General features: G+C 36.3%; 23 protein-coding genes. 4 read left to right on the forward strand and 19 right to left on the reverse strand.

Translation table 11 applies throughout. The features are described 5' to 3' along the window. Nucleotides 1–5: 5 nt before the first annotated feature. The 7 genes from polA to FD46_RS08425 form a co-directional block, all read right to left on the reverse strand. Nucleotides 6–2,672, reverse strand: a complete 2,667-nt coding sequence (gene polA, locus FD46_RS08395) for a DNA polymerase I (protein WP_057896702.1) — start codon at nucleotides 2,670–2,672, stop codon at nucleotides 6–8. A 150-nt stretch (nucleotides 2,673–2,822) separates the two neighbouring features. Further along, entirely contained in the window at nucleotides 2,823–3,524 is a 702-nt protein-coding gene (locus tag FD46_RS08400; protein WP_057896703.1) for a Bax inhibitor-1/YccA family protein, read from the reverse strand. Next, nucleotides 3,524–4,003, reverse strand: a complete 480-nt coding sequence (locus FD46_RS08405) for a MaoC/PaaZ C-terminal domain-containing protein (RefSeq protein WP_057896704.1) — start codon at nucleotides 4,001–4,003, stop codon at nucleotides 3,524–3,526. The genes FD46_RS08400 and FD46_RS08405 overlap by 1 nt, the downstream gene beginning before the upstream one ends. Nucleotides 4,004–4,353: 350 nt before the next feature. After that, nucleotides 4,354–5,685 (reverse strand): UDP-N-acetylmuramate--L-alanine ligase, encoded by a 1,332-nt coding sequence (gene murC, locus FD46_RS08410; protein WP_057896705.1) that lies wholly within the window; start codon nucleotides 5,683–5,685, stop codon nucleotides 4,354–4,356. Nucleotides 5,686–5,771: 86 nt separating this feature from the next. Next, entirely contained in the window at nucleotides 5,772–8,003 is a 2,232-nt protein-coding gene (locus FD46_RS08415; protein WP_057896706.1) for a DNA translocase FtsK, read from the reverse strand. Nucleotides 8,004–8,317: 314 nt separating this feature from the next. Further along, a complete protein-coding gene (gene ytpR, locus FD46_RS08420) occupies nucleotides 8,318–8,935 on the reverse strand; it encodes a YtpR family tRNA-binding protein (protein ID WP_057896707.1) in 618 nt (205 codons plus the stop codon). A 37-nt stretch (nucleotides 8,936–8,972) separates the two neighbouring features. Next, nucleotides 8,973–9,293, reverse strand: a complete 321-nt coding sequence (locus FD46_RS08425) for a thioredoxin family protein (RefSeq protein WP_057896708.1) — start codon at nucleotides 9,291–9,293, stop codon at nucleotides 8,973–8,975. Between the two features lie 146 nt (nucleotides 9,294–9,439). Between FD46_RS08425 and FD46_RS08430 the strand changes: the two genes are divergently transcribed. Further along, nucleotides 9,440–9,772, forward strand: a complete 333-nt coding sequence (locus tag FD46_RS08430; protein WP_057896709.1) for a hypothetical protein — start codon at nucleotides 9,440–9,442, stop codon at nucleotides 9,770–9,772. 30 nt (nucleotides 9,773–9,802) lie between these two features. Here FD46_RS08430 and trmB read toward each other — a convergent pair whose 3' ends face one another. From trmB to FD46_RS08450, 4 genes are all read right to left on the reverse strand, one after another. Next, a complete protein-coding gene (gene trmB / locus FD46_RS08435) occupies nucleotides 9,803–10,462 on the reverse strand; it encodes a tRNA (guanosine(46)-N7)-methyltransferase TrmB (RefSeq protein ID WP_057896710.1) in 660 nt (219 codons plus the stop codon). A 215-nt stretch (nucleotides 10,463–10,677) separates the two neighbouring features. Then, nucleotides 10,678–11,457, reverse strand: coding sequence for a phosphotransferase family protein (locus tag FD46_RS08440; RefSeq protein WP_057896711.1), 780 nt, complete (start codon nucleotides 11,455–11,457; stop codon nucleotides 10,678–10,680). 64 nt (nucleotides 11,458–11,521) lie between these two features. After that, nucleotides 11,522–12,730 carry an ABC transporter permease gene (locus tag FD46_RS08445; protein WP_057896712.1) on the reverse strand — a complete coding sequence of 403 codons (1,209 nt, stop codon included), beginning with the start codon at nucleotides 12,728–12,730 and terminating at the stop codon, nucleotides 11,522–11,524. Next, the gene (locus tag FD46_RS08450) at nucleotides 12,723–13,463 is read right to left on the reverse strand and encodes an ABC transporter ATP-binding protein (RefSeq protein ID WP_057896713.1); all 741 of its coding nucleotides are present in this window, start codon (nucleotides 13,461–13,463) and stop codon (nucleotides 12,723–12,725) included. The genes FD46_RS08445 and FD46_RS08450 overlap by 8 nt, the downstream gene beginning before the upstream one ends. A 134-nt stretch (nucleotides 13,464–13,597) precedes the next feature. On the opposite strand from FD46_RS08450, the gene FD46_RS08455 reads away from it, so the two are divergent. From FD46_RS08455 to FD46_RS08465, 3 genes are all read left to right on the forward strand, one after another. Beyond that, nucleotides 13,598–14,026: an HIT family protein gene (locus FD46_RS08455; protein WP_057896714.1), complete on the forward strand. Its 429-nt coding sequence runs from the start codon at nucleotides 13,598–13,600 to the stop codon at nucleotides 14,024–14,026. A gap of 3 nt (nucleotides 14,027–14,029) precedes the next feature. Further along, nucleotides 14,030–14,332 (forward strand): hypothetical protein, encoded by a 303-nt coding sequence (locus FD46_RS08460; RefSeq protein WP_057896715.1) that lies wholly within the window; start codon nucleotides 14,030–14,032, stop codon nucleotides 14,330–14,332. A gap of 162 nt (nucleotides 14,333–14,494) precedes the next feature. Beyond that, a complete protein-coding gene (locus tag FD46_RS08465) occupies nucleotides 14,495–15,376 on the forward strand; it encodes a peptidylprolyl isomerase PrsA (protein ID WP_057896716.1) in 882 nt (293 codons plus the stop codon). A 280-nt stretch (nucleotides 15,377–15,656) separates the two neighbouring features. Here FD46_RS08465 and FD46_RS08470 read toward each other — a convergent pair whose 3' ends face one another. From FD46_RS08470 to recA, 8 genes are all read right to left on the reverse strand, one after another. Next, nucleotides 15,657–16,631: a 3'-5' exoribonuclease YhaM family protein gene (locus tag FD46_RS08470; RefSeq protein WP_083479405.1), complete on the reverse strand. Its 975-nt coding sequence runs from the start codon at nucleotides 16,629–16,631 to the stop codon at nucleotides 15,657–15,659. A 19-nt stretch (nucleotides 16,632–16,650) separates the two neighbouring features. After that, nucleotides 16,651–19,080, reverse strand: a complete 2,430-nt coding sequence (locus FD46_RS08475) for an ATP-binding protein (protein WP_057896717.1) — start codon at nucleotides 19,078–19,080, stop codon at nucleotides 16,651–16,653. Then, a complete protein-coding gene (locus FD46_RS08480) occupies nucleotides 19,061–20,278 on the reverse strand; it encodes a metallophosphoesterase family protein (protein ID WP_057896718.1) in 1,218 nt (405 codons plus the stop codon). Before FD46_RS08480 ends, FD46_RS08475 begins: the two co-directional genes overlap by 20 nt. Before the next feature lie 112 nt (nucleotides 20,279–20,390). Then, complete coding sequence (locus FD46_RS08485; protein ID WP_057896719.1) at nucleotides 20,391–20,735, reverse strand: YlbF family regulator; 345 nt, start codon at nucleotides 20,733–20,735, stop codon at nucleotides 20,391–20,393. A gap of 68 nt (nucleotides 20,736–20,803) precedes the next feature. After that, nucleotides 20,804–22,921: a PBP1A family penicillin-binding protein gene (locus FD46_RS08490; RefSeq protein ID WP_057896720.1), complete on the reverse strand. Its 2,118-nt coding sequence runs from the start codon at nucleotides 22,919–22,921 to the stop codon at nucleotides 20,804–20,806. A gap of 99 nt (nucleotides 22,922–23,020) precedes the next feature. Next, nucleotides 23,021–23,491: an arginine repressor gene (gene argR, locus FD46_RS08495; protein ID WP_057896721.1), complete on the reverse strand. Its 471-nt coding sequence runs from the start codon at nucleotides 23,489–23,491 to the stop codon at nucleotides 23,021–23,023. Between the two features lie 85 nt (nucleotides 23,492–23,576). Then, a complete protein-coding gene (locus FD46_RS08500; protein WP_057896722.1) occupies nucleotides 23,577–24,296 on the reverse strand; it encodes a Crp/Fnr family transcriptional regulator in 720 nt (239 codons plus the stop codon). Nucleotides 24,297–24,892: 596 nt separating this feature from the next. Continuing rightward, a complete protein-coding gene (gene recA, locus FD46_RS08505) occupies nucleotides 24,893–25,954 on the reverse strand; it encodes a recombinase RecA (protein WP_057896723.1) in 1,062 nt (353 codons plus the stop codon). Nucleotides 25,955–26,049: the final 95 nt, after the last annotated feature.

Here is a 26,049-nt window from a genome sequence, read left to right on the forward strand (position 1 = left end):
TAAATTTATTTTGTATCGTACCAAGTTTTACCAGAAGAGCTTTCAACCTTCAAGGGAACTTCAAGAGAAACAGCTTCATCCATCACATTAGGTACAAGCTTTTTCAATTTTTTCAACTCCTCTTGCGGTGCCTCAAAAATCAGTTCATCATGAACCTGCAGCAACATAACTGCTTGAAGTTTTTCTTTTTTCAGCATCTTTTGCATATTAATCATTGCAACTTTGATAATATCTGCTGCACTGCCTTGAATAGGCGTATTCATTGCTGTTCTTTCCGAGAAAGAACGTAAATTAAAGTTTTTGCTTGTAATATCGGGAAGATACCGTCTGCGCTTAAACAAGGTTTCTACATAACCAGTTTTATGTGCTTTTTCTACAATTTTTTTCATGTATTGATGAACACCTGGGAAAATTTTGAAATATCTATCTATAAAATCCTTGGCCTGTTTGCGTGAGATACCGATATTTTGTGCAAGTCCATAATCGCTAATTCCATAGACAATTCCAAAGTTAACTGCCTTTGCCTGTCTGCGCATATTAGGAGTAACCTGTTCTGCAGACTCAAGCCCAAAAATCTGCATTGCTGTGTTCGCATGGATATCAGCCCCTCTTTTAAAAGCTGCCTGCATATTTTCATCGTGTGAGATGTGTGCAAGAACACGCAACTCAATTTGAGAATAGTCGGAAGAAAAAATCTCCCAGTTTTCTTTGCGGGGAACAAAAACCTGCCTTATTTTTTTGCCTTCGGGAAGCCGGATAGGAATATTTTGCAAATTGGGATCTACAGAAGAGAGTCTGCCCGTAGCAGTTAAAGTTTGTGTATAACGTGTATGCACTTTGCTGTCTTTTGGTGAAACATACTTTAATAAGCCTTCCACGTAGGTTGATTGAATTTTGGCAATTTGCCTATATTTCAGAATGTTATCTACAATTGGAGCCATACCTCTTAATTGTTCCAGTACTCCTACAGCAGTAGAATAACCTGTCTTTGTTTTTTTAATTACTGGCAATTTAAGTTTTTCGAAAAGAATTACACCAAGCTGCTTAGGTGAATTCAAATTAAATTTTTCACCTGCTTCGTTGTAGATCTCTAGTTTAACCTCTTCGATTCTTTCTTTAAATTCACTACCCATCTGCTCGAGTCTATTTTGGTCGACTCTTATTCCAGCAAGCTCCATATTTCCCAAAACAAAGGAAAGTGGACGTTCCATCTTAATATAAAGTTCTTCTTGTTTATTTTCTTTTAACTGGTTTAACAAAGGAGATTTTAAAGCAGTAATTGCCTGTAATTTGCTGCAAAGATGATTGAAAAAAACTTGGTCATCTTCCGGAATCAAATATTTAGCACCCTTGCCATATACTTCTTCATCTGTACTCACATCAGTATAATCGTGCAACTGCGCCAACTTGCCTAAATCATTGCTATTTTCACTAGCGTTAAGCAAATAAGAAACTAACAGCAGATCAAAATCAACGTCTGATAACTTAACATTCAAACGTGCTAAACCCACAAAAGTCCTTTTTCCATCAAAAAGATCAATTGGTATAGCCGGATCTTCCAATGCACTGCAGATTTTTTCGCTTTTTAGCAGTTCACAGTTTCGGGAAACAAAATATTTTCCGTCATAAGCGATAACAAAGCCAACCAGAGGGGCCAAATGATAATTATCTCCACTCATCTCAAGGTAAAAAGAAATTCCGTTTTTAAAAGAAAGACTCAATTCGTTAATGTTATCTTCAGTTAGAACCGTATAATCTATTTTTGTACTTTCCGGTTTCTTTTTTTTAGTTTTACTATCTAATTTCTTTAAAAAGCTCTTAAAATCAACTTCTTCGTAAAAGGAGGTCAGTTTAGCTGTATCCCGACCCTTCCATTCGAGCTCCTTAAGTGTAAGTGTTATGGGAGCATCTTTACGAATACGCGCTAGGTCTTTACATAAAAAAGCAATTTTTTGATCTTCTTCAAGGTGTTCTTTCATTTTGGAAGGTTTTAATTTATCAAGGTTATCATATAATTTCTCAATTGTTCCAAATTGTTTGAGCAATTTAAGTGCAGTTTTTTCACCGACTTTTGCAACTCCCGGGTAGTTATCCGATGAATCGCCCACAAGGCCTTTCATATCAATAATCTGTCCCGGTGTGATACCGTATTTCTGCAAAACGTGGTCAGGTGTATAGCTTTCCGTTTCGCTAACTCCCTTTTGAGTCACTGATACAGTCGTTCTGTCAGTAGCCAACTGTGTCAAATCACGATCGCCCGTGACAATCGTTACTTCAAACCCTTCTTTTTCAGCTTTTTTTGCGAGAGTTCCGATTATATCGTCAGCTTCATAATCAATTAATTCATAGCTCTTGATACCATAAGCTTCCAGAAGTTTCTTAAGATACGGCAACTGCTCAGAAAGTTCTGATGGCGTTTTCGCACGACCGCCCTTATAATTTGAATATTTAGCATTTCGAAAAGTTTCTTTCGCTGCATCAAAAGCAACTAATGTGTGCGTTGGGTTCGTATTTTCTATGATTCTATCCAGCATCGTGTTAAAGCCATAGATTGCATTCGTGTGCAGACCGTTATGACTGACAAAACGATCCAATGATTGGTGCAATGCAAAGAATGCCCTAAAAGCAACACTGTTGCCATCGATCAATAAAAGCTTCTTTTTAATATTCATTTTCCGAACTCCTTTTATTAGGTATCTTCTAATTCATTTTAACAAACATTTTGCTTTGTAGATAGGATGGGCTCCGGTATAATACTAAAAACAAAAAAACGGTATTCCTTTTACAGAATACCGATCAATTAAAACTATGTTAAAAATGTTTTATTTACTATTAAACCCTGTAAAAATGTTTAAAAGACTGATGAACAAGTTAACAAAGTCTAGGTAAAGTTGTAATGCGCCCATTAGAGCTAAGTTAGTTGGCGAAACCTGTGAACCTGCTTGCTGATAGATAAGCTTGAATTTCTGGGCATCCCATGCTGTCAATGCTGTAAAAATAATAACACCGAAGAATGAAAAAACAAATTGGATCATTGTACTTTGCAAGAATACGTTAATAATTGAAACTACTACCAGCCCAATCAAAGCGGCAAGCGCCTGTGTTCCAATTTTTGAGAGGTCACGCTTAGTTACTGTTCCTATTGTAGCCATCGAAAGAAAAACTGCTGCTGCAGCTACAAACGCCATAGTAACATCCGAAGCGGCATAAACAGAGAGGATTATTCCAAAAAACAGTCCCTCAATTACTGCAAAGAAGACTAAACCCGCTCCAGTAATTACAGGAGAGCGATCAGCTCTAAAAGACATTGAAAGAGCGATCAAAAACTGCACACCGATCAGTAAGAAAAACATAAATCTGTGTTGCGCCATATATGACATTGTTTCTTCGTAATAAACATTATTAATTAAATATGCTACAACAGCTGAAATGCCAACTGCGCCTGCCATGAAACCATACATCTTTGCCAAAAATCCATTTAATCCAGTACGTTCTTGATTAATAACTCTGCGTTCATTATTCATTAAATATTCACCTCTAATTTATTTAAACCATCAACTGCAGAAAATTTTTTAGGTGGTTTCACCATAAGAACCGCATCTAAAACACGATGGTCGTTTTCTTTATTACCTGTTATAGAAAGAGTTACGACTTCTTTCATAGTATCAACTTTGATAATTTCAAAGTTAAACGTAACATCTTCATTATGATACACTGGTAAAACAAAATTAACTGATGAATTTACCACTAGGCTGCCAGGACCAGGCAGTAATTTTGAAACTGAACTGGTAATAATTCCCATTAAGAGTACTTGTGGAACAACAGCACCTTTGTACTCCATCTTCTTGGCGTATTCATCTTGAGTATACAAGGGATTATTATCATTCGTCGTTCCTAAGTACAGCATAACATCTCGTTCAGATATGCTTTCATTTACAGTCAGCGAATCTCCTTCAAATAACTCATCTATCGTTTTGCCTTGCCTATGAGTATCTTCTGACATATATATCGACACCTCCATATAGTCTTACAGGTATTTTAGCATATTCTTATTTTGTCTACAATCTTTATGTTATTTGCAAACAGCATATCTTATTTTCCAATAAAATTTCGTATTATTTATGCTTAAGAGGCTCAAAGCTTATTTAATTAAATAATAAAGGGACTGAATCAAAATTATATCTTGACCCAGCCCCCTACCTGTAATGCGAATTAACGTGTAACAATAGCCAGATTTTTACTTACCTGCTTACTCACAATCAAATTCAGACTATGTTCGTAATTCACAGTCAATGCTCAAACTCAGCGACCACTGGCACACCTTCTTTAAGGTTTCAAAGTGTTATCTAATTATCAATTATTTTTAGGGCTTAAACTACTCAGAAGTTTTTCATATGCATATTCGTACTTCTGGATATCTCCTGCCCCCATGAAAACAACAACAGCATTATGGTAATCAAGTAGAGCCGACATATTATCTACCTTAAGAATTTCGCCGCCTTTTGTAATCTTATCTCCTAGGTCACTGCTGGAAACATTACCGCCGTGTTCTCTTATTGAGCTGAAAATGTCAGTCAAAAAAACTTTATCAGCAAGATTAAGGCTGGCAGCAAAATCATCCATTAATGCAATCGTGCGACTGAAAGTATGCGGCTGAAAAACAGCGATAATATTTTTATTTGGATACTTCTGACGAGCAGCATCAATCGTTGCCTTAATTTCTGAAGGATGATGCGCATAATCATCAATGATGGTCATGTCTGCCACAAATTTTTCCGTAAAGCGTCTCTTAACACCTTTAAAAGTTAATAGTTCATTTTTGATTTCCTGTTGATCAACCTTTTCAAAATAAGAAACTGCAATTACAGCCAAACTGTTCAAAACATTATGCTCACCAAACAGCGGAATTTTATAGTTGCCCAAAAATTCATCATGTAAATAAACATCAAATGATGAGCCCTTCGTTGTACGCTTTATATTAACAGCTCTGAAGTCATCATTTTCGCGTGTACCATAATAATGAACTGGAACATTTGCTTTTAAATTGCGAAGATTTTTATCCTCTCCCCAAGCAAAAATACCCTTTTTTGTTTGGCTTGCAAGTGTTTCAAAAGCATCAAAAACATCTTCAATACCAGTAAAATAATCAGGATGATCAAAGTCTATGTTAGTCATAATCACATAATCAGGATAATAAGCAACAAAGTGGCGTCGATATTCATCAGCTTCAAAAACAAAAAAGCGTGCATTCGGAACTCCCTTACCGGAACCATCACCGACCAGATAACTGGTTGGAGCTACACCACCCAAAACATGGGCCAGCAAGCCTGTTGTACTGGTTTTTCCATGAGCTCCGGCAATTCCGATACTGGTGGTATTTTCAACGATCTTTTCAAGAAAATCAGGATATGTAATGACTTCCAACCCTAGTTCATGAGCACGTTTGATTTCAGGATGATCATCCCCAAAAGCATTGCCCTTTATAATTGTAAGTCCCTTTTTAATGTTTTCTTCGTTGAATGGTAAAATTTTTATTCCTGCTAGTTCTAGTCCTCGTTGAGTAAAAGTGTACTTTTCAATATCAGAGCCCGTTACTTTCAGCCCCTTGTCATGCAAAAGAAGGGCCAAGGAGCTCATACCCGTGCCCTTGATTCCAACAAAAAAATAAGTAGTTTCTGTGTCCATACTAAAGTCCTCTCTTTTCTACTTTACAATCACCGCTAAGTTTACCACAAAATTAATTCACTATGTTTTAAGTTTTATCCCTGTGATTATTCTCTTAATTTGCTTAACTCTTTTTGAGTTAAAAAAACTGCCCGGGGTTTTGAACCATGTGCCGGTGAAACAAATTGCTTTTGCTCTAACTCATCGATCAGGTTCGCTGCTCTATTGTATCCAACAGAAAATACACGTTGCAGCTTAGACGTAGAAATATTCTTTTCATTTACGATATAGTCCAGTACCCTTGGAAATATCGGATCTTCATTTTGAGCTTCTTGCGTCATTTTCTTCAGCCCGGCAGGGTCAAATGCATAATGTGGTTTTCCTTGACTACGGACGAACTCTGTAATTTTGTCAACCTCATCTTGAACAAATGTACCCTGAAGACGTAAAGGTTGACTGGCACCGTTACCCAAATAAAGCATATCTCCGCGCCCAAGCAGCCTTTCTGCTCCCGCAGTATCAATAATCGTCCTTGAATCTACCTGACTAGAGACCATAAATGCAATTCGTGTAGGAATATTATTTTTAATTGTACCGGTAATCACATCCACACTAGGCCTTTGAGTGGCAATCAGTAAATGAATACCCGCTGCACGTGCTTTTTGTGTAATACGAGCAATACAGTCTTGTACTTCAGAAGATGCAATCATCATCAAGTCTGCAAGTTCGTCGATAACGATCACAATGTAAGGCATCTTCAAACCGTAATCTCTTCTATCGTCAGCTTTTTTATTATAGCTTTCAATATTTCTGGCTCCTGCCGCAGCCAGCCTTTGATAGCGCTCTTCCATTTCTTGAACTACCCACTTCAGGGCTGCTGATGCAGCTTGAGGATCTGAGATAACAGGTGCAAGCAGATGAGGAATATCATGGTAAGGAGCCATTTCAACCGCTTTAGGATCAATCAACAGAAGTTTAACCTGTGCAGGTGTCGCTTTATAAAGCAAAGAAAGTAGCAAACTATTTATAAAAACAGATTTGCCAGAACCAGTTGCACCAGCAATTAATCCATGAGGCATTTTTCTTAAATCAGTGACCTGGGCACGTCCAAATAAATCAACACCTAAAGCTACTGTCAAAGGAGAACTACTTTCTTTAAAATTGTCAGATTCCAAAACTTCAGAAAGCATTACAGGACGTGAACGGAAGTTAGGAACTTCTATTCCTACGCTACTTTTTCCTGGGATCGGAGCTTCAATGCGGATATCCCGTGCCGCTAGCGCCAACTTTAAGTCATCAGCAAGATTAGTAATCTTGCTAACCTTGACACCTCTTCCTAATGTAACTTCAAACTGTGTAACAGCTGGCCCAATCGTCCATCTATTAACCTGTGCATTAACTTTAAAAGAGCGCAACGAATCATTCAAAGTATCTCTTTGTGAGCGCACCCACTCATTCATCGATGGATCACTAACCATAACTGCCCGTGGAAGCAAAGAAGAAGCCGGAAAGCGGTAACTCGTCTGCTGTCTAAGCAAGTTGTCAGCATTTAGCAGTTGTTTTTTGTCTGTTTTTTTACTTAATCCATGATTTAAATTTGAAACCAGCGGTTCACTTAAACTGCTTGGCCGAAGTTCAACAGCTGTTTTTTGGCCTGAAGAATGCTTTTCAGCCTGATTAGCCACTATCTCGTCTTGTCTCTTAAAAGTCAGCTCCTGCATATGAAACTTTTTTTGCAGTTCTGACACTTTGTTACGCTTTTCATTTTGTTTAGTTGGGAACGAGTCAAGCTTTACATCCGGAGCTTGATGCAGTACCGGTATGGAAGCTGCAGCCTTATTACTGCTTTTTGATAAACTTTTGTTTACTGAACTAAAATCGGTTCGTGAACGAACCTTAGTTTCAGAAGTTTGTACCTGCTCCAAATCATCAGAAATTTCAGAATCCGACTTAGCCAATGCTAAAATTGAGCGCTTTGACTCTCCTTGATCATCTGATCCATTATCCATCAAGATTAGTTCTTTTTGAGCGTTATTGCTATTCATCATTGACAATAGAAAAAAACTTTCAGGTTTTTTTGACAACTCTTGAAGTATTCTGTGATACCGCAAAATTCTTTTTGAAAAACTTTCTTTATGAATAGCTGAAGGCGGAACATACGTTGGCTTAAACACCGAAGCCCTTGTTTTTCGGTCAATTTCATTCATTAGCGGCTGTGAAGTCTTATTATCGGCGTAGACCTCTTTAGTTCGGTTAAAAAAATTTTTTTTCTGTGCTTGTTTTCTATTTGTTTGTTTCTGAATCTTACGATAAAATGCTGGCCCGTCATAATGTTGCATAATTAACTCATCCTAACACTAAAAATTATAAATTTTGGGTAGAACAAAAAGTGAAGCCTTAGCGAAAATTACTTCTTTCCATTTGGTTATTAATAATTCACGCTTAAACAAAAATTTTTTGAAATAAATTAATCTCAAAATTACTGTTACTTGGTTTTTAAAGGCTTTAAACGTTCAACTGCAGCATAGTTGATAAAATTAAAAAGCAAAATATAAAGTACAACATCATTGCAAATATTCAACTAAAAAAACTGCAGCAAAACATAAGCTTTGACGCAGTCTTATTCTATCATAAAAACCTCTACCAGCAGGAATCAATTGAATTCAAAAGACATCCCGATGTGATACTTTTCAGGTGGCAAGATCATAATTCCTCTTTTTTGCGGAGCCTTCGGTAAGTTTAATTCGCGGGCAGAACAAATCATTCCATCGCTTTCAACCCCGCGTAATTTTCCAGGCCAGATAACCGCTCCATTCGGCATCATTGCTCCTACTTTTGCGACTACTACAAGTTGGCCCTTTTCGATATTTGGTGCCCCGCAAACGATCTGAAGGGTTGTATCAGATGCAACTCTTGTTTTAGTAATATGCAAATGGTCTGAGTCTGGATGATCTTTAAGTTCTTCAACATAACCCACTACAAATTTCGAATCTTTTTCAAGCTTTAGCCGCTCAGTAAAACCCGCAAGCTTGAGCTGTTTCTGTAGGCTTGCAAGCTTGGCTGTATTCAAGAAGATTTGTCCTTGATCCTTAATATCTCCAAGATATTTAGAAACATTAAAAATGTTAAAGCCAAGAACGCTGCCGTTTTCTTTGCTACTGATTTCGACAATATCTCCACTACGCTTTACTTCTTGCTCAGATACATCTTGCCGCAATAATATAATTAGTACGTCCCCTAATTGAGCGGGATTATAACAGGTAATCAACATCAAAATCCCCTTCGTTAAATATACTTAGTATTTGAATTTAATCTACACTATTCAAAAAATCTTCGACTTGCTTTTTTGTTTTACGGTCTTTATTTACAAAACGAGCAAGTTCTTCGCCGTCTTTATAAACCACAAAGCTTGGAATTCCGAGAATCATCATTTCCTGACAAAGTGCAATATTTTCATCTCGATCAACTTGGATAAATTTATAATTAGCATATTCAGCCTCAATTTCCGGCATTGCAGGTTTAATAAAGCGGCAATCCGGACACCAATCGGCAGTAAAAAATAAAACATAAGAACCTTCTTGCAGCTTTTGAACTAGTCCTTTAAAATTAGTTTTTTTTAAAATCTCCATAATTATTGACATCTCCTAAAATTATTATAAAACATTTAAAGACAAAACAAGCTGTACTCTGCTCTAAAAGCATTCGACATGTTCAAGCAACATTCTTGGTGTTATACTTATGAGTAAAATACAGTTAAAGATGGGAGCTGGTGCCAATGTCAATTCCACTAAATAAACTTTTACCATTATTTTTAGGAATTCTAACAGGTTTTATTGGCGGCCTTAAAGCAGGTACTGCAGTCCAAAGAAGAGAACCGCTTTCGCCTAGGGAGATATTGATGAACGTTAAACGTTCATTCCAAAATGAGACCCCGATTCAAGACTCATGGATATCTGCTAAGCCAAAGCCTTTTCAGAGATTCGCACTCAAAACCAAAGTTTATCAAGGTGGGCTGTCACGTTTAGAAGACCATCAAATTGTGTGTTATGAATTCAGTGCAGATATAAAAACAGGCAGTATTTTAAATCTGCAGCGTATAGAATATTGAAAAGTGCCAAGACCAATTAAAGGCAGTTTATCACTTAATGGACCTGGGAGTAAAACCAGCTTCTATTTTATAGATAGGCTGTCCTTTTTTACTGAACTTTTCTTCATACTCAGTCATTACATTTTCTTTACCTAATTCAAGACTCTCATGCAGATCTAGATATACCTCTTTAAAAAACATTCCGAAATTATTCATACTTACCAATGAGTATTCAAAAAGCCCACGGTTATCTGTTTTAAATTCAATTATTCCTTCTGGCTTCATAACTTCTTTATATTGCTTTAAAAATGAACGATATGTTAAACGTCTTTTTCGCTGTCTTTTTTTAGGCCACGGATCAGAAAAGTTCAGGTAAATTCCAGAAACTTCAGCGGGTGCAAAGTATTCGTTTAAACCGCTGCCGTTTGCGCGGATCAGCTGCAAATTTGGAAGCCTGAGTCCCAACTGCTTTTTTAATGCAATAGCTGTAATTGTAGTCTGTAACTCTATTCCAACAAAGTTTTTTTCAGGATGTTTTTGTGCCATTTCTATGATAAATCGTCCTTTTCCCATTCCAATCTCGATATATATTGGAGCTTTTTTTGAAAACCGAGTTTGCCATTTTGATTGGTACTCTTCAGGTTTAGTGACAATAAATTCAGAACTGGCTTTGATCAAAGGCTCGGCCCATGGCTTTTTTCGTAAACGCATATTTTCCTCCAAAATAATGTATAAATGTATATTAAAATTAATATCCGATAAGCTTCAACTGCCCTTTCGACAGAATGAAAGACGGGTGATTTTAATCAAATCATCCGCCCTTTACTAATTTTAGATGCAAACAGTCTTTTTTAATAATCTATAATTGAAAAATAAAATCTCTTTTAATAGCACTAACCTTATAATAGCATTTTTAACCCTACTCTTCATTTCATCATTTCAGCTAATTGTAATATGTCTTGGTTCATCTCAAAGAAATGACCACGCTGATGCTTATCCTTGATAGCTAATAGTAAATTAACCTTGCAATACCAATCAATCTTTCGTTGAAAATCAACCGTTATCTGAGCTCCATACTTTTCAGCTAACCACTCTTGCCATTCATTACGTGGGACATATTGACACATTAACATACTTAAATCCAATGCTGAATCCGATAAAGCTGCAGATTCCCAATCAACTAAATAAAGTCGATTTGAATCAGACAGCAACCAATTTTTATGATTCAAGTCACCATGGCACACTTCGCATTCATGATAATCAAACTTAGGCTGATGAGCCCGTAAATTACCAGCTACTTTATCAAGTAACGGATGCTGCCCCAGTTCAATACTGAGTTCACGAAAATAACTTTCTATTAACTCAGCAGGAAAAATGTACCTTCCCCCTACTTGCTGCAACATCTTACTCAGAACCGTAGAATGATGAACACGAGCGAGTAGTTTTGCCACACGTGTTTGTTTCATTTCTTCTTTGGTTAAGCTTCTGCCGTTTAACCATTCCTGCGCTGTTAGTGTATCTCCCGTGGAAATATGTTTAGCCCACACTAGTCGCGGAGTAATCTCTTCTAAGGATAAAGCAGCTAAAAAAGGCGAAGTATTACGCTTGATAAAGAGTTTTTTTTGTTCTTTGACCCCCATGTATGCGGTTCCGGTGTTGCCACCAATCGGCCGGATCAGCCAACCATTATCTAATCTTAAATCCATATTGGCCAACCTCCTCTTTACGAAACCTATTCTCCATCCAGAATACAGAGTCGGTAATTAAGTGTCAAGTATTTTCTCTGAGCCGCTTGGTTAAATAATTTCCAGTAAATACAAACACTTCTAAGATAGAAAACGCCAGCAAAAGCAAATTACCCCAACCATTTTCCGTAGCATAAACCGCGCACAAATTAAAAATAACACAATTCAAAAAAAGTAATTTACGCAATATTTTTCGAAAGGCAAATAATCGTTCCGCTTCCTCAATTGGGTAAAGATACATAAAAACATTACCTTCAAAAGCAAAGTAAAGCGGAATCATTTGAAAACCAATCAGGTACTGGAAAAGCAGAAGACAGGTAAAACTCAGCCAGTAATTTGGAATGAACAATAATATAAACGTTCCTAGAAAAGTTAATCTTAAATAGAGACTGCTGAAATCACTTTTTCTCAAAAAAGTCCGCCAATAGAGAAAATAAAAGGTGTTTCCTTGCTTAGGCTGTGGCAAAAACTTGTCAAAATATTTCAATCTTCGTACTTTGCCGCTTACTTGAGGAACGTCAGTAAACAAATTTATAAAACGGTACCAGCGCATCATTCTATTTTTTTCTCGCTGAATCATTTTATTCCAACGAAACACATAGCGAACACTTCTTCGCTCTGAAACTATTTGAATAATCAAGAAAAATACTGCTGCTCCTAACCCAAAATATACATTTGCATAAAGTGCAAGAAAGATTGCTAAAACAGGTCCTCCAACGCAATACCATATTTTAAAAAGCCAACTATCGAATTTAGGATAATAAGCAGCCGCAACTTCAAGATCCACATTAGAATATTTCAAAAAAAGCTGCATGATGACTAAAGCTGTCACTTCGAGTCTATCCCAATGTAATCCACGCAACAAAAGCGGAAAAAGCAAAAGCAATAAAAAAACCTGCAAAAATTCTGCAATAATAATTGAATGTGTTGCTCCTTTTTTCAGATATGTGGGCAGGTTATACTCCTGCGGCAGTAAAAAGACCGTATCAGGTTCCTGCAGCAGCGAAGTTAACGAGCCAGCCTGCAAAAATAACATTAAAATGACTAATACAAGCGGTTTTTCCCACCATAATAATGTATGGGGCAATGTTCGTAAAAAATTTGAATAGGTCAAACCTGCCCCGCCGACGAAGAAAAGCAATGCAATTACAAAATGATCATTTAAAACAAATTTAGAGTAATGTAAAAGCATTTTTTGATATCTTTTAAGTCTCATCTCCCATATCTTAATCATCTTCATTCACATCCTGAGTCATTCCAAGATAAAGGTCAGTCAAGGAAGCATCAAAATCGCCATAAAGATTACGCAAATGCTCAAGATCTCCTTGTGCACGCACTTTCCCTTGGTGTAAAAGAACAAAATAATCGCAATATTCTTGTGCAGTCGCTAAAACATGAGTTGACATTAAAATCGCAGCTCCTCGTTTTTTTTCTGCCGCAATTAGATCCAGAAGATCTTTTGTAGCCAAAGGATCTAGCCCCAAGAAAGGCTCATCAACTACATATAAATCAGCTTCAGTAATAAACGCACAAACGATCATAACTTTTTGTCTCATTCCTTTAGAAAACTTCGCTGGAAACCAATTAAGTTTGTTATCTAGCCGAAAGGTTTTTAACAAATTTTGGGCTCTTTGCCATGCTTGGGAATAGTCAAGCCCATAGGCCATAATCGTTAAATCAAGATGCTCTTTAAGAGTTAGTTCTTGATATAAAACAGGCATTTCAGGAATATAAGCAATCTTGCTTTTGTAACTTTGCGGATCATCCTGTAATGTAATTCCATTAATTGTAATCTTACCCTTCTGAGGAACTAATAGCCCTATTACATGATTTATTGTAGTAGACTTTCCAGCACCATTAAGTCCGATTAAGCCAACAAGTTGGCCTCTTTCTACTTTAAAGGAAACATCTTTAAGCACTGGAATTCGGGAATATCCGCCAGTTAATTTATTAATTTTCAACGTCATTTTATTATGTTCCTTTCAATCAAATTATAAGAATTATAACATAGGTTCCACTTAAGGCTTCATTTTAAAGCTATACCGTCAAAGCGGGAATAGTGTATACTTTAAGTTAAATAGTTCAGGAAGAAGGTCGTATTATGAGTGATTGTATTTTTTGTAAAATAATTAATGGTGAGCTGCCAAGTACAACAGTCTATGAAGATAATGAGGTCAAGGCATTCCTAGATATCTCACAAGGAACTCCTGGACATACTCTTGTCGTGCCTAAAAAACATGTCGCCGACATTTTTGAATACGATGCACAATTTGCAGCAGCTGTTTTTTCTCGTATTCCTAAAATTGCACGTGCAATAAAAAAAAGCGACCCAGCGATCAAGGGAATGAACATTGTCAACAATAACGGGGCAATCGCCTACCAATCAGTCTTCCATTCCCATATCCATATTGTTCCGCGCTACACCACAAATGATGACTTCAAAATGATTTTTAAAGATAATTCAGCAAATTATACCCCAGACGATCTGCAAGAAATTGCGACACGCATAAAGAACAGTATGGAGGAATAAAAAATGAGTTCAAAAACTGCAGTAATCTCATTGGTATTAGTTGGGGGTTCATGTACACTTGCCTATCTTTACGTGATGCGGGGAAAAAAATCAAGTCAAAAAAAAGAGCAGGAAATTATAAAATCTCTTAAAAATGTCAAAAATTCTTACCAAGAGGTTATAAAAAATATCGGTAAACTCCAGAACCAGGCACCTTTCATAGAAAAAACAGCAACTGAGATGCAGACCAAACTGGAAGAATTCAAATTTTTAATTCAACCGCATCTTGACAACTTGACTGCTAAGACACGCAAATTTGAAAATTAGTTTAGTACAACTAAACATTACGAAGAAAAGAAGTACTAAAAGTGAAATTTTTGTAAACTTTACTTTTTAGGCAAATCTTGTACTTTGTTTGTGTTATAGTTATTAACGTTGATTTGTATGAGCCTTTGCAATCAAAAATAATGAATGGATGTGTTTTTTATAATGAAAAAATGGCTACTTGCATTTACAGCACTTTTACTCACAGTTGGTTTAGCCGCTTGTTCAAAAACCGTGGCTACTACATCTGGGGGTAAAGTAACTGAAAGTGATTACTATGATAGTATGAAAAAGACTTCATCTGGCAAACAGATTTTACAGCAGATGATTCTTGAAAAAGTACTTGAAAAGCAATATGGTAATAAAGTTTCTGATAAGAAAGTTAACGCACAGTATAAAACTTATGCAAAGCAATATGGTTCATCTTTTGCTTCAATTCTTTCACAAAACTCAATGACAAAATCGAGCTTTAAAAAGCAGATTCGTTCAACTCTTCTTCTTCGCGAAGCTGTTAAAGACAACACTAAAATTTCTGAAAGTCAACTGAAAAAGCAATGGAAGTCATACGAACCTAAAACAACGGTTGCTCATATCTTAGTTGCTAAAGAAAATACTGCAAAAGATATTATTAAAAGACTGCAAAAGGGTGAAAGTTTCAGTAGCCTTGCTAAAAAGTATTCAACTGATACTGCTACTAAAAATAATGGCGGTAAACTTTCAGCTTTTGATAACACCGATACTTCTTTAGATTCTACCTTTAAGAAGGCTGCCTTTGCTTTAAAACAAGGTGAATATACTACTACACCAGTTAAAACAAGTTATGGCTATCATGTTATTAAAGTATTGAAGAAACCGGCAAAGGGTACTATGAATGAACATAAAAACGAACTTAAGAATCAGATTATTGATGATAAGATGAATAACGACTCATCTGCATTGCAGGCTGTAATCTCAAAGGTACTTAAAAAGGGAAATGTCAGCATCAAAGATAGTGATTTGAAGGACGTATTATCAAGTTATCTTTCTTCAAGTTCCAGTTCTAACTAATAACTTTGATTAGGGTACAAAAAAAGAGCAGTAAAACTGCTCTTTTTTTGTACCCTAAAGTCTAAATGTAGAAAAAGCCGAGAACCCTTAAATACTACCTGCAAATTACGAGCATAGTTTAATCAGTTACACTTCATGAGTAGTCAAAAAGAGATGTCTACTGAAAGTTAATACCAATATTACAAGGTAGTACAAAGGAACTGATCAAAAATCATATTTTGATTCAGCCCCCTTAGCCAGTCACATTATTAATCGTAAGCAAACAAATATATTTAATAACTTATTCAGTCTCCTCTGAATTCTCCTCGGCTTCAAGTGGCTTATAAAAATTACGTCCATCCATTCCAAAAATTCTTTCAGAAAAGGTACCTGGTTTAGTATGGCTTAGAGTGCCCTTCAGCATTTGAATAGATGCATCAAGCTGATCAATTTGGTGTAGCACCTCAGCTTCAAGTAGATGAGGTCTTACTGGAGAACCATACTCTAACAAGCCATGATGCGCTAATAGTACATGCCGAAGTAAAAGCATGTCTTCACTATTTAAATCAAGTTTTAATTGACCTGCAGCTTTAACAACTTCTTCATCAATCAAAACAATATGTCCTACCAAATTACCCGCAAGGGTGTACTGGGTTGCTATCGGCCCAGAAAGCTCGATAGTCTTTCCTAAATCGTGCAGAATCACCCCTGCATACAATAAAGCAGCATTAATCTGCGGATATTCCTTTGCAATAGAATGAGCAAGTCTCAGCATAGAAAGAGTGTGAAATGCTAATCCACCCGTAAACGCGTGATGATTTTTTTTAGCTGCCGGATAATTTAAAAACGCCTCCTTATGTTTCTTTAGCAGATAACGTACTATTCTATTCCAGCTAGGGTTAGTAATCTCAAAAATTGCTTGATTAAACTCTTCTTCCATATCGCTTTTAGAAACCGGTGCTTTTTGAATAAACAAGGAAACATCGCTTGGCTCAGTATCCTTAGCAAGCCGCATATGATAGATTTTGATTTGCGGATTGCCCTGATATACCTCTCTTTTACCCTTAAGCAAAACAATCTTTCCGGGTTTATATGCAGTAGTATCTGCATCAGAGGCATCCCAAAACTTTGCGCTGATTTCACCGGAGTTATCTGAAAAAGTAAACGCGATAAAACGATTGCCGTTTTTAGCAATCCTTATATCTGCAGCTTTGATCAATGCAAACAACTCCATGTTCTCATCAACTGCATATTCGTAAATCTTTTTATGACTCACTTTGAATCCTCCCTTTAGTTCAGTTAATCCTTAAAATACTTTCTTTATCTACCTTATCACACAAAAAAGAAATATCGACTGAAAAACAAATAATTTGTGTTTCTTTACTAATCTTTTGCAGTAATGTAATCATTTCTTTCTTGCGCAATTTATCAAAATTAACAAAACCATCATCAATCAAAATTGGTAACTTAATAGTACGGCTCGTAAGTACAATGAATGCAAGGCGCAGGGATAGATAAAGCTGCTCTGCTGTAGCTCTTGATAACTCCCTTACATCGTATATAATTTTTTTGTCGTCCAAAAGGTGCAAGCGATTGCCTTCAACTAAAATTTTTTTATACCGCCTATGTGTTAAACAACTAAAATACTGCTGTGCTAATTTTAAAACACGTGGAAGCGTACTTTGCGACATTAATTCCAGTACCTTTTCCAAACAACTGTCAGCGGTTTTTAAAGCAAGCCACTTGTCGGTTTCTTCAATTATTAATGCTTGCTGATTAGCTAATTCCTGCTCTAACTCCAATACTGCAGAAGATTCCCCGAATTGCTCTAATCGAACCGACTTTTCCGTTATCTTTTCCGTTAAAGTTGCAATTACAGCTTTTTTTTGCTGTATTTCAACTTCTTTTTCTTGGAGTTTTCGTGTGATTTCACCTCTACTTTTATATTTACGCAACTCATGCATCAATACAGGTGATATTTGTGTCTGTAAACTTTTTAGCTTAGTTCTTTGCTCTGTATTTTGCTGTTGTCTCATGTATCTTTCGCGCAACTGTGAAAAAGAAGAAACTCCAAAATGTTTGAAATATGCAGTCAATTCAGTATATACAACTGTAATTTCTTCTTCTAATTTTTTCTTTTCTTCTTGATAGTAGTCAAGCAACCGGTTACGATTATTGCGCTCACGTAAACTATCAGTAATCTTCGTTTTAAACTGGAGAAGTTTCTCCAAACTATCGAGTAAATCTGGTGGCAAGTCCAACCTCTCTCTGCAAAAAGCAGCACTTTTTTTGAAAAAAGAAAGTTCCACGAGCAGCTGATTCAATCGCAGCTTCACTGTATTTGTGTGTTCAAGTTCCTTCCCTATATTAAAGGACTTTGATGAAGTTTCTTCTTTAGACAGTTCTTCCTTCTCCTGTCGCAGATCCTTGACTCCAGTAAAAGTTCGCCAAACATTGTATCCAGCAAATAATACACCGCCAAACGCTGGAAACTTAAGAAGATTTTGCGGTGCGAACAAAACTATTATTAAACAGATTCCGACTAATAAACCCCAAACGGCCAACATTTTCCTTTTATCTTCGAATTTTTGCGCCACTTTTTCTCTTGAATGCGGCTTGCTTCTCGTTTTGCTTCCATTTAATTGAGTTATGCGGCTATTTATATCCTGTTCATTCTTTCCTTCTGCATTTTTTTTACGCAACGCTAAAGCAAGGTATATTTCATCCAAATAGTTATTAAGTTGTTTAAAAAGATTGGCAAACTGTTCTTGAAACTCATCATAAAGCTGTAGCTCCGCAAAATTAACAACTTTATCAGTTTCTTTAGTAGTTTTACTAATTTTTTCACTGAGATTTTGCAGAGCACTTTTCTTCGCTGCTACTTTAAGATGTTCTTCTTGCAAATAAGCGTAACGTTCCGGTTCAATTGGTGTAGTTAGTACTTCTTTAACACTAACACTGTTTAAAGTTTCAAATTCACTGAAAGTAGTCCATAAGTTTTGCAATTGCTGTAATTTTAAAAGCTCACTTTCACAAACTTGTACTTGTTTGCCAAGTTCACTTCTTTGCCAGGTTTCTTGTTTAATGAGCTTTTCCCATTCAACAAAAAGATGTGAATTGCTACTCATATCTTGAAGCTCTTTTTCTTTTTTTTGATAGTTTTGTAAGAGCTTATTCAATTGCGGAATACGACCATTAGGTTTATATATCGCTTCAGCTTTTTTTTGCAGCTTATTTTGTAGTTCAATAATTTGCTGGCTGCCGCTTGCAGCAATAGTCAAAAAATTTTTTTCTAATTCTTCTGGCGCCAAGCTACGAATTTTTTCAAGATTAGACTGATCGACTGCATAAACTGTTTCAAAAAGACTGCTAGTCATTGCGTTTAGCCAATTGCTCAATAATCCAGCCGGCATCTTTTGCCCGCTGCTTGAATCTGTAATCGTTAGATAACCGCCCTTGTCACCTTCTAAACGTTCTAGAATATAAAGGCCGCCATCTTGTTCTACCAATAACCGACCGCCATATCTGGCTCCTTCTTTTGGCTGATACCTTTTAAAACGTTGTCTGCCATCGGCAAAGCCAAATAAAATGGCCACAATAAATGCCTTTAACGTAGTTTTACCAGCTTCATTTACTCCAGTAATGAATTGCAAGCCATTGTTAAATTTGAATTTTGCATCCGTAAATTTTCCAAAACCATAAATTTCAGCCTGTAATATTTTCATGATCGTCAGCTTCCTCGATTAAATTAAGCATTGCAGCTGTTTCTATTTCCTTTTTTACACCATCTTGAAAGAGATGTTTTTCTATAAAAGGATAGTCCAATAATTTATCTGCGGTTTCAGCCAGGCTCAATTTCTGAAAAACAGCATCCTTTGCCTTTTCAAGTACACCTGCATCAATTAAAGAAACTGCTGGAGCAGCAGTCAAAGTAACCACGACTTTTTCAACATATAAATTAGAAACTTGGTGCAGTAAATTACGAAGCCTGCGTATTAAAAATCCGCTTGTAACCATTTTTTTAAGTTTAACAGTATCCTGGTTGCTAAATGAAATCCTTAATGTTACCAGTATCAATTCAGCTTCACTGTTATCTGCAGCCAGCCTCGTCAGCTCTTCAAATATTTTTTTTTCAAAGGCTGCTCGATTGCTGTTTTTTTCAATAACAAAATCTAATGTTTGCCAGATAACCGTCTTTAATTCATGAAAATGAGGTATCAACTTTCCACCCTGTTCTTCCACAATATAAAAGCCTTTTGGCCCCGTTTCCTTACGATTCTTTCCTTGAATGCTTCCCGGATAAATAATTGGCGGTGCCAATGAAAGCTCAGTACGCTTATGAATATGGCCCAAAGCCCAATAATCATACTTTTTTTCAAATAATTGTTCTTTAGAAAATGGAGCGTAATGGCTCCCTAGATCTGTTTCTCGAAGTGCGCCATGAAGCATTCCCAAATGCCATTTTGCAGTGCTTTTTTTCGGAAATTTTTGGATAATATCTTTGCTCCATCGTTGGGCATAACTAAATGAAGTTATCGCAATCTCTTCACCCTTTATTAAGAAACTTTTTGTAGTAGGATAATTAGGAAAAAGATAAACATTTTCTGGGAAAAAAACACTGGCTTTGTCTAAATCTAAATAATCATGATTTCCTAGACAAAGATAGACACTGATACCTGCCCTTTGCAATTTTTCAAACTGCTCATAAACCATAACTTGAAGTGCAACGCTTGGCCGATGATTATCAAAAAAATCTCCAGCAATTAAAATGAAATCAACTTTTTCATGTAAAGCAACTTTGACCAAAAATAAAAAAGCAGCATTTGTACCACGATGAAGCCGTTCTAAATAACTTTCTGGAATTGCAGACAATCCCTCAAAGGGGCTACCCAAATGCAAGTCGGCAGTATGGATAAATTTCATGTATTAAATCTCCTTTTAAAAAGCCTCACAACCTAGATAAAGAAAGCACGAATTATTTTTAAACCACAATAATCCGTGCTTTCTTTACATCCATTTTCACAGTAACTAGTTTTTAACCTTTATCTTGATAAAGCTCATGGATTGGTTTAAACATAATGCCGTTCAATTCATCTACTATTTCAGCAAGTGCCTTTTCTTTGCTTTCAAGCTTCATGAGTGAAGGAAACCGTGCTGCTTTCTTTACTTCTTCCTGAAATTCAACTAGATCTTTACCATCAATATCACCAGTGAATTGTTTTTTTCTTAATTCAATTTGGTTTTTTTGAAGTTCTTTAAACTGTGTAAAAGCTTCTTTATCAAGTTTAAGAGCCTCATAAGCGTTCTTTAAAGCTGAAAATTCTTCACTCCTGCGGACTGCTTTTTCAACTTCATGTGCGGAAGCATAGATATTAGTCATTTTTAAATCCTCCTCATCTAGCACGTATTTTAATTGTAACATTAACTTGGCTTGCTAAATTTTAATTTTTAATTTCCAAACCACTGTTCCACTTTTTTCTTACCGGAGTTAAATAAATCTGCAGCTTTTTTTCTTAAATCTGATGCGGACTTTGAAGCACTGTCGCCTGCATTTTTCAAACCATTCCATATACTAGAACTACTCTTTTCAGAAGCGGCTACACGTGAAGAAGCACTTTTTACTTTAAAAGCTGTCTGTGCTGTATTGGGCAGAATATCTTCCATTTCACTTTTAAAGAGCGCCGATCCGCCACGGGTCCCCTCATTTTCTAAGGAATATTTTGTGTTATCAAAACCAACCCAAGTAGCAACTACTATGTCTGGAGTGTAGCCAATATACCAATGATCCTTATCACTAGTAGTTTGGCCATCGGAACTTTGTGTACTTCCAGTTTTGCCAGCTATTTGGTAGCCAGCAGGCTTTGCGGTTGCCCCAGTTCCTGAATTATAAACATCAAGCATCATACTAGTCATCTCGCGGGCATTTTTTTCGCTGATTACTCTCTTGCTGGATGGGTTCGTATTATCGACTATCACTTTACCAGAGGCGTCTACTATTTTTCTAATAAGATGAGGTGAAGTCATCTTACCATTATTCGCAAAGGCCGTATATGCACCTGCCATTTTTGCGGGTGACTCCCCCTTAGATAATCCGCCTAATGCCAAGCTGAGATTACGATCATCATCTGAAATATTTAAATTGAATTTTTTAACCATATTATAGCCCGCGTTTAGTCCAATTTTATTTAATAACCATACAGTTGCAGCGTTTTTGCTTTCGGCCAATGCCTTATACATCATAATATTGCCTGCATAAACATCATTCCAATTATGAGGTAAATATTTATTGGTTCCATATGCCTTAAGTTCGTCCTTTAAAATCGAATCATAATGGTAACCTGCTTCTAAGGCAGGTGCATAAACAGCAATCGGCTTAATAGTGGAACCAGGAGAACGAATGAGTTGTGTAGCCCTGTTATACCCACGAAAAACATGCGTTTCTTCCCTTCCACCTACAAGTGCCAGAACATTCCCTGTACTTGGCGAAATTGCAATGGACGCTCCTTGAGATTTTGTACCATCAGCAGCATCATACGGAAAAAGTTCTGTTGCAGAAAAGCTGTCCTGCATTTTTTGTTGATAAGTTTGGTTCAGTCCGGTATAAATCTTATAACCGCGATTCATTACATCTGATTCGCTTAAACCATATTTATTAATTGCTTCATTAATTACCGCATCAAAGTAATAAGGGTATCGATACCCAGAATTGTATTGAAAACGATCGTTCGTAACCATTGGAACTATCTGGTACTGTTTTTTCTGAGCCTCAGTTATCTTTTTATTAATTGACATTAAACTTAAAACAACATTTCTTCTAGCTTTGGACTTATCCGGATGGTCCAAAGGATTAAAACCGCTTGGATTTGTCAACATCCCCGCCAATGTAGCTGCTTGAGGGACTGTCAATTGGCTTGCGTGAACTCCAAAATATTTTTCGGAGGCATCTTCAACTCCCCAAACCCCATTTCCAAAATATGCATTGTTCAAATACATTGTAATAATTTCTTTTTTGGAATATTCATTCTCGACCTGCATAGAAATAAAAATTTCTTTAGCTTTTCGTGAGAATGTCTGTTCTTGGGATAAAAAAGCATTTTTAACAAGTTGCTGCGTTAAAGTACTTCCACCGCCGCTTATATAATCTCGCCTTAAAATTTTATTTTTTAAGTATAAGACACCTGCACGCGCAATTCCCTTGAAAGAAAAACCATACTCATGATAAAAATTACGATCTTCCGTTGAAAGAACTGCATTTACCATATTAGGAGAAATCTGATCAAGTGGTTTCCAAGAACCCTTCTGAGAGTAAAGGTAGCCCGCCTTTTGGTTCTTACCATCATAGATCTCAGTAGAACGTTCTAGTTCCGATTTTAAATTACCCACTTTAGCAGTCTTTGCGACAAAAACAAGGTAAATACTTATCACAAGAAAAAAGCTTAAAAAAATAATGGTGAGCCAACGCCACAGTTGAAAACGTAGCCACTTTTGTTTGAACCATATTTTTAATTTTTTTAAAGAATACCTGCAGCTTTCAAATATACGTGAAAAAAAAGATTTAACCTTCATACTTTATTTTTCCAATCTTATTAAATATTACATTAATTCTACCATAAGATTTTTTTAGAACCCCAGTAGTATTCGAATTATTAAACTTAATTAAGGAATTTACTTACCAAGGTTATCTTTTTGCTCATATTTGGCAATAAGACGGTTGATCTCCTGTGCGTCCTCTTCCGATTTACTTATAACCAAGAGAGTATCGTATCCGGCTATCGTGCCCACAACTTCTTCCAATGCAAGGCCATCAAAGACGGCCGATAACACGTTGGCATTATGAGGCAGCGTTTTTATCACATTGATGAATTGAACTCTGACTACATTAAGTACGGTTTCAGAGATACTGCTTTGCAACTTTTCCTTTTCAGAAGCTGAACTTTCTTTAAAAATAGCATAGCGGATCTTACCATTTTCTCCTTGCTCCTTCGCTATTCTCATTTCCCGTATATCTCGTGAGATAGTGGCTTGAGTTGCCGTAATTCCGTTTTCTTTTAAAACATTCATAAGTTCTTCTTGTGTTCCAATTTCTTCTTGTGTTATTAACTGTGCTATTTTTGCTTGTCGTAGTTCTTTTTTCATTGTGATCTCCTCACTATTTCATGTTAATTGTTCAAGTCATATTCTATATTATATCCTATGCTTGAATCAAAGTAATGAGTCAGCTTCACATAAATGCCTCATATTTTTCATCAAAAGAATTCCGTATTATTAAGTTCCGTCCATTTACAACAATGAGGCCTTTTGTTTGAAGAAATTTAAAAGTTATCCCAACTGTTTCTCTGGTCGTCCCAGACATCATAGCTAATTTTGTTTGGGTCAACCACTTAGGCAGTACACTGCTGCCATCCTTTCTTTTCACTCCAAATTTTTTATTGTTATATAACAGTGAAGTAATAACACGTTCCCGTGGTCGAGAAAGTGCTAAAATAGACCGATGATCAAACATATCTTTTAATACCATTCGTGTACCTGCCACTATAAACTCTAATATTACTGTATTATTTTTAACCAAGCTATTAAAAAAATTTACAGGAACATACGTCATACTAACTGGAGTTAAAGCAGTGATATCATATTCACTGATACCTTCACCGATTACATACTCGAATGAACAAAAGTCGTTTACTCCAAGAGATAAAGAAGACATACTTTCTCCATTTGAACTATATTTATGTACGCTTACCACCCCGGAAGTTAGTAGGTGAGTTTGCCCTCCATATTCCTCACCCAGCCGTTGTAACTTTTCTCCCTTATTTAATTTCTTAAATTTGACGCAACTCGAAAACTTTTCACGTTGTTTATCACTTAATAACGAAAAAAAATTCAAGTTACTTAATTCATACTTTATCTCGTTTTTACTAAAAGCTTTTCCTAAATTTTCCAAAATTTATTCCCCCTAATTATATAGTCAATCCATCCTCTTTCCATTGTTTAAGAACAAATCACCGCCATGATAATACACATTGCAGTCTGCCTTAGCCTTACTTTGAACTAAAGTTATAAATTTTTTAAAACAGCAAAAATTGCAGCTTCCCCAAAATGTTCTTAAGGTCTGCTAAAGCAACTTTATTTTAACATGTTATCTTTTATTATAGAGATATTTTTTAAAGTAAAAACATAAATTTACAAAAATAATACATAACTAGAAATCCTACAGTTAACCCAATGCAAATATTTACTCTCATCAGCCTAACCAAAATGCTTTCCTAACAGATTAGCTAAATGTACACAGTGAAAAAGGAGTGTTTCAGTAGTCGTTAGGTTTTGAGCATTAACTGGTAATTACGAACCTATTTTAAATTTAACTATTAGTAATTCGTGTTTAAACGAAAAAATGACTATTGAAACACATTAACATGGAAACTGCAGGAGAATACAAAAAAGCTGAGTCAAAACATAAGTTTTGACCCAGTCCCTCTCTTCATTGCTCTTACAAACTTTTTAACAAAACTTCTTCCTAGCTTCCAATACATAAATTTTTTATTTACTCTTAGTCTCTTTTTCTCCATTAAGTGGAAGAGAAGTAGGATCCGTTCCTTCATTTTCATCAGGATCTGCTATTCCATAGGCTTTGCGTACTTTATGCGTAATTTCCTGCATAGTTTCAGGATGGTCGCTCAAATACTGTTTAGCATTTTCTCGACCTTGTCCAATTCTGTCTTCTCCATAAGAATACCACGAACCACTTTTCTTCACGATGTCCTTTTCAACAGCCATATCAACTAACTCACCTGTTTTCGAAATTCCTTCACCATACATGATATCAACTTCGGCCCGCTTAAACGGGGGTGCAACCTTGTTCTTAACAACTTTGATACGAACACGATTTCCAATAATATTAGCACCGTCTTTAATCTGTTCAGCCCTGCGAACCTCTAAACGAACAGTTGCATAAAATTTAAGAGCTCTACCTCCCGGAGTAGTTTCCGGATTTCCAAACATGACGCCCACTTTTTCACGGATTTGATTAATGAAAATAGCAATTGTCTTAGTTTTATTGATAGTACCTGAGAGCTTTCTTAGAGCCTGTGACATCAAACGTGCCTGCAAGCCAACATGAGCATCGCCCATTTCACCTTCTATTTCGGCTCTTGGCACCAAAGCAGCTACAGAGTCCACAACAACAATATCAATCGCTCCAGAAGAAACAAGTGCATCAGCAATCTCCAAACCTTGTTCACCTGTATCAGGTTGTGAAAGAAGCAAATCATCAATGTTTACGCCAAGATTAGTCGCATAAGCAGGATCGAGTGCATTTTCAGCGTCAATATATGCGGCAACTCCGCCGTTATGCTGTATTTCTGCAACTGCGTGCAAAGCAACAGTTGTTTTACCAGAACTTTCAGGACCATAGACTTCCACAATTCTTCCTCGCGGATACCCTCCCACTCCAAGTGCTTCGTCCAGAGCAAGCGATCCGCTGGAGATAGTCGAAATTTGTGTATCAGCTTTTTCGCCCATACGCATAATTGATCCTTTACCAAAATTTTTTTCAATTTTTTTTAACGCAGCGTCTAATGCTGCTTGTCGTTCATCGGCCAAATTGTTTCCTCCTAACAAATTCGTACAGCTTAAACCAATCTGTTTACCAATTAATGATACAGTTATGAAATTTAAATTGCAAGAAAAATCGAACA

It is taken from the genome of Liquorilactobacillus oeni DSM 19972 (assembly GCF_001436275.1).
Classification (GTDB): Bacteria; Bacillota; Bacilli; order Lactobacillales; family Lactobacillaceae; genus Liquorilactobacillus; species Liquorilactobacillus oeni.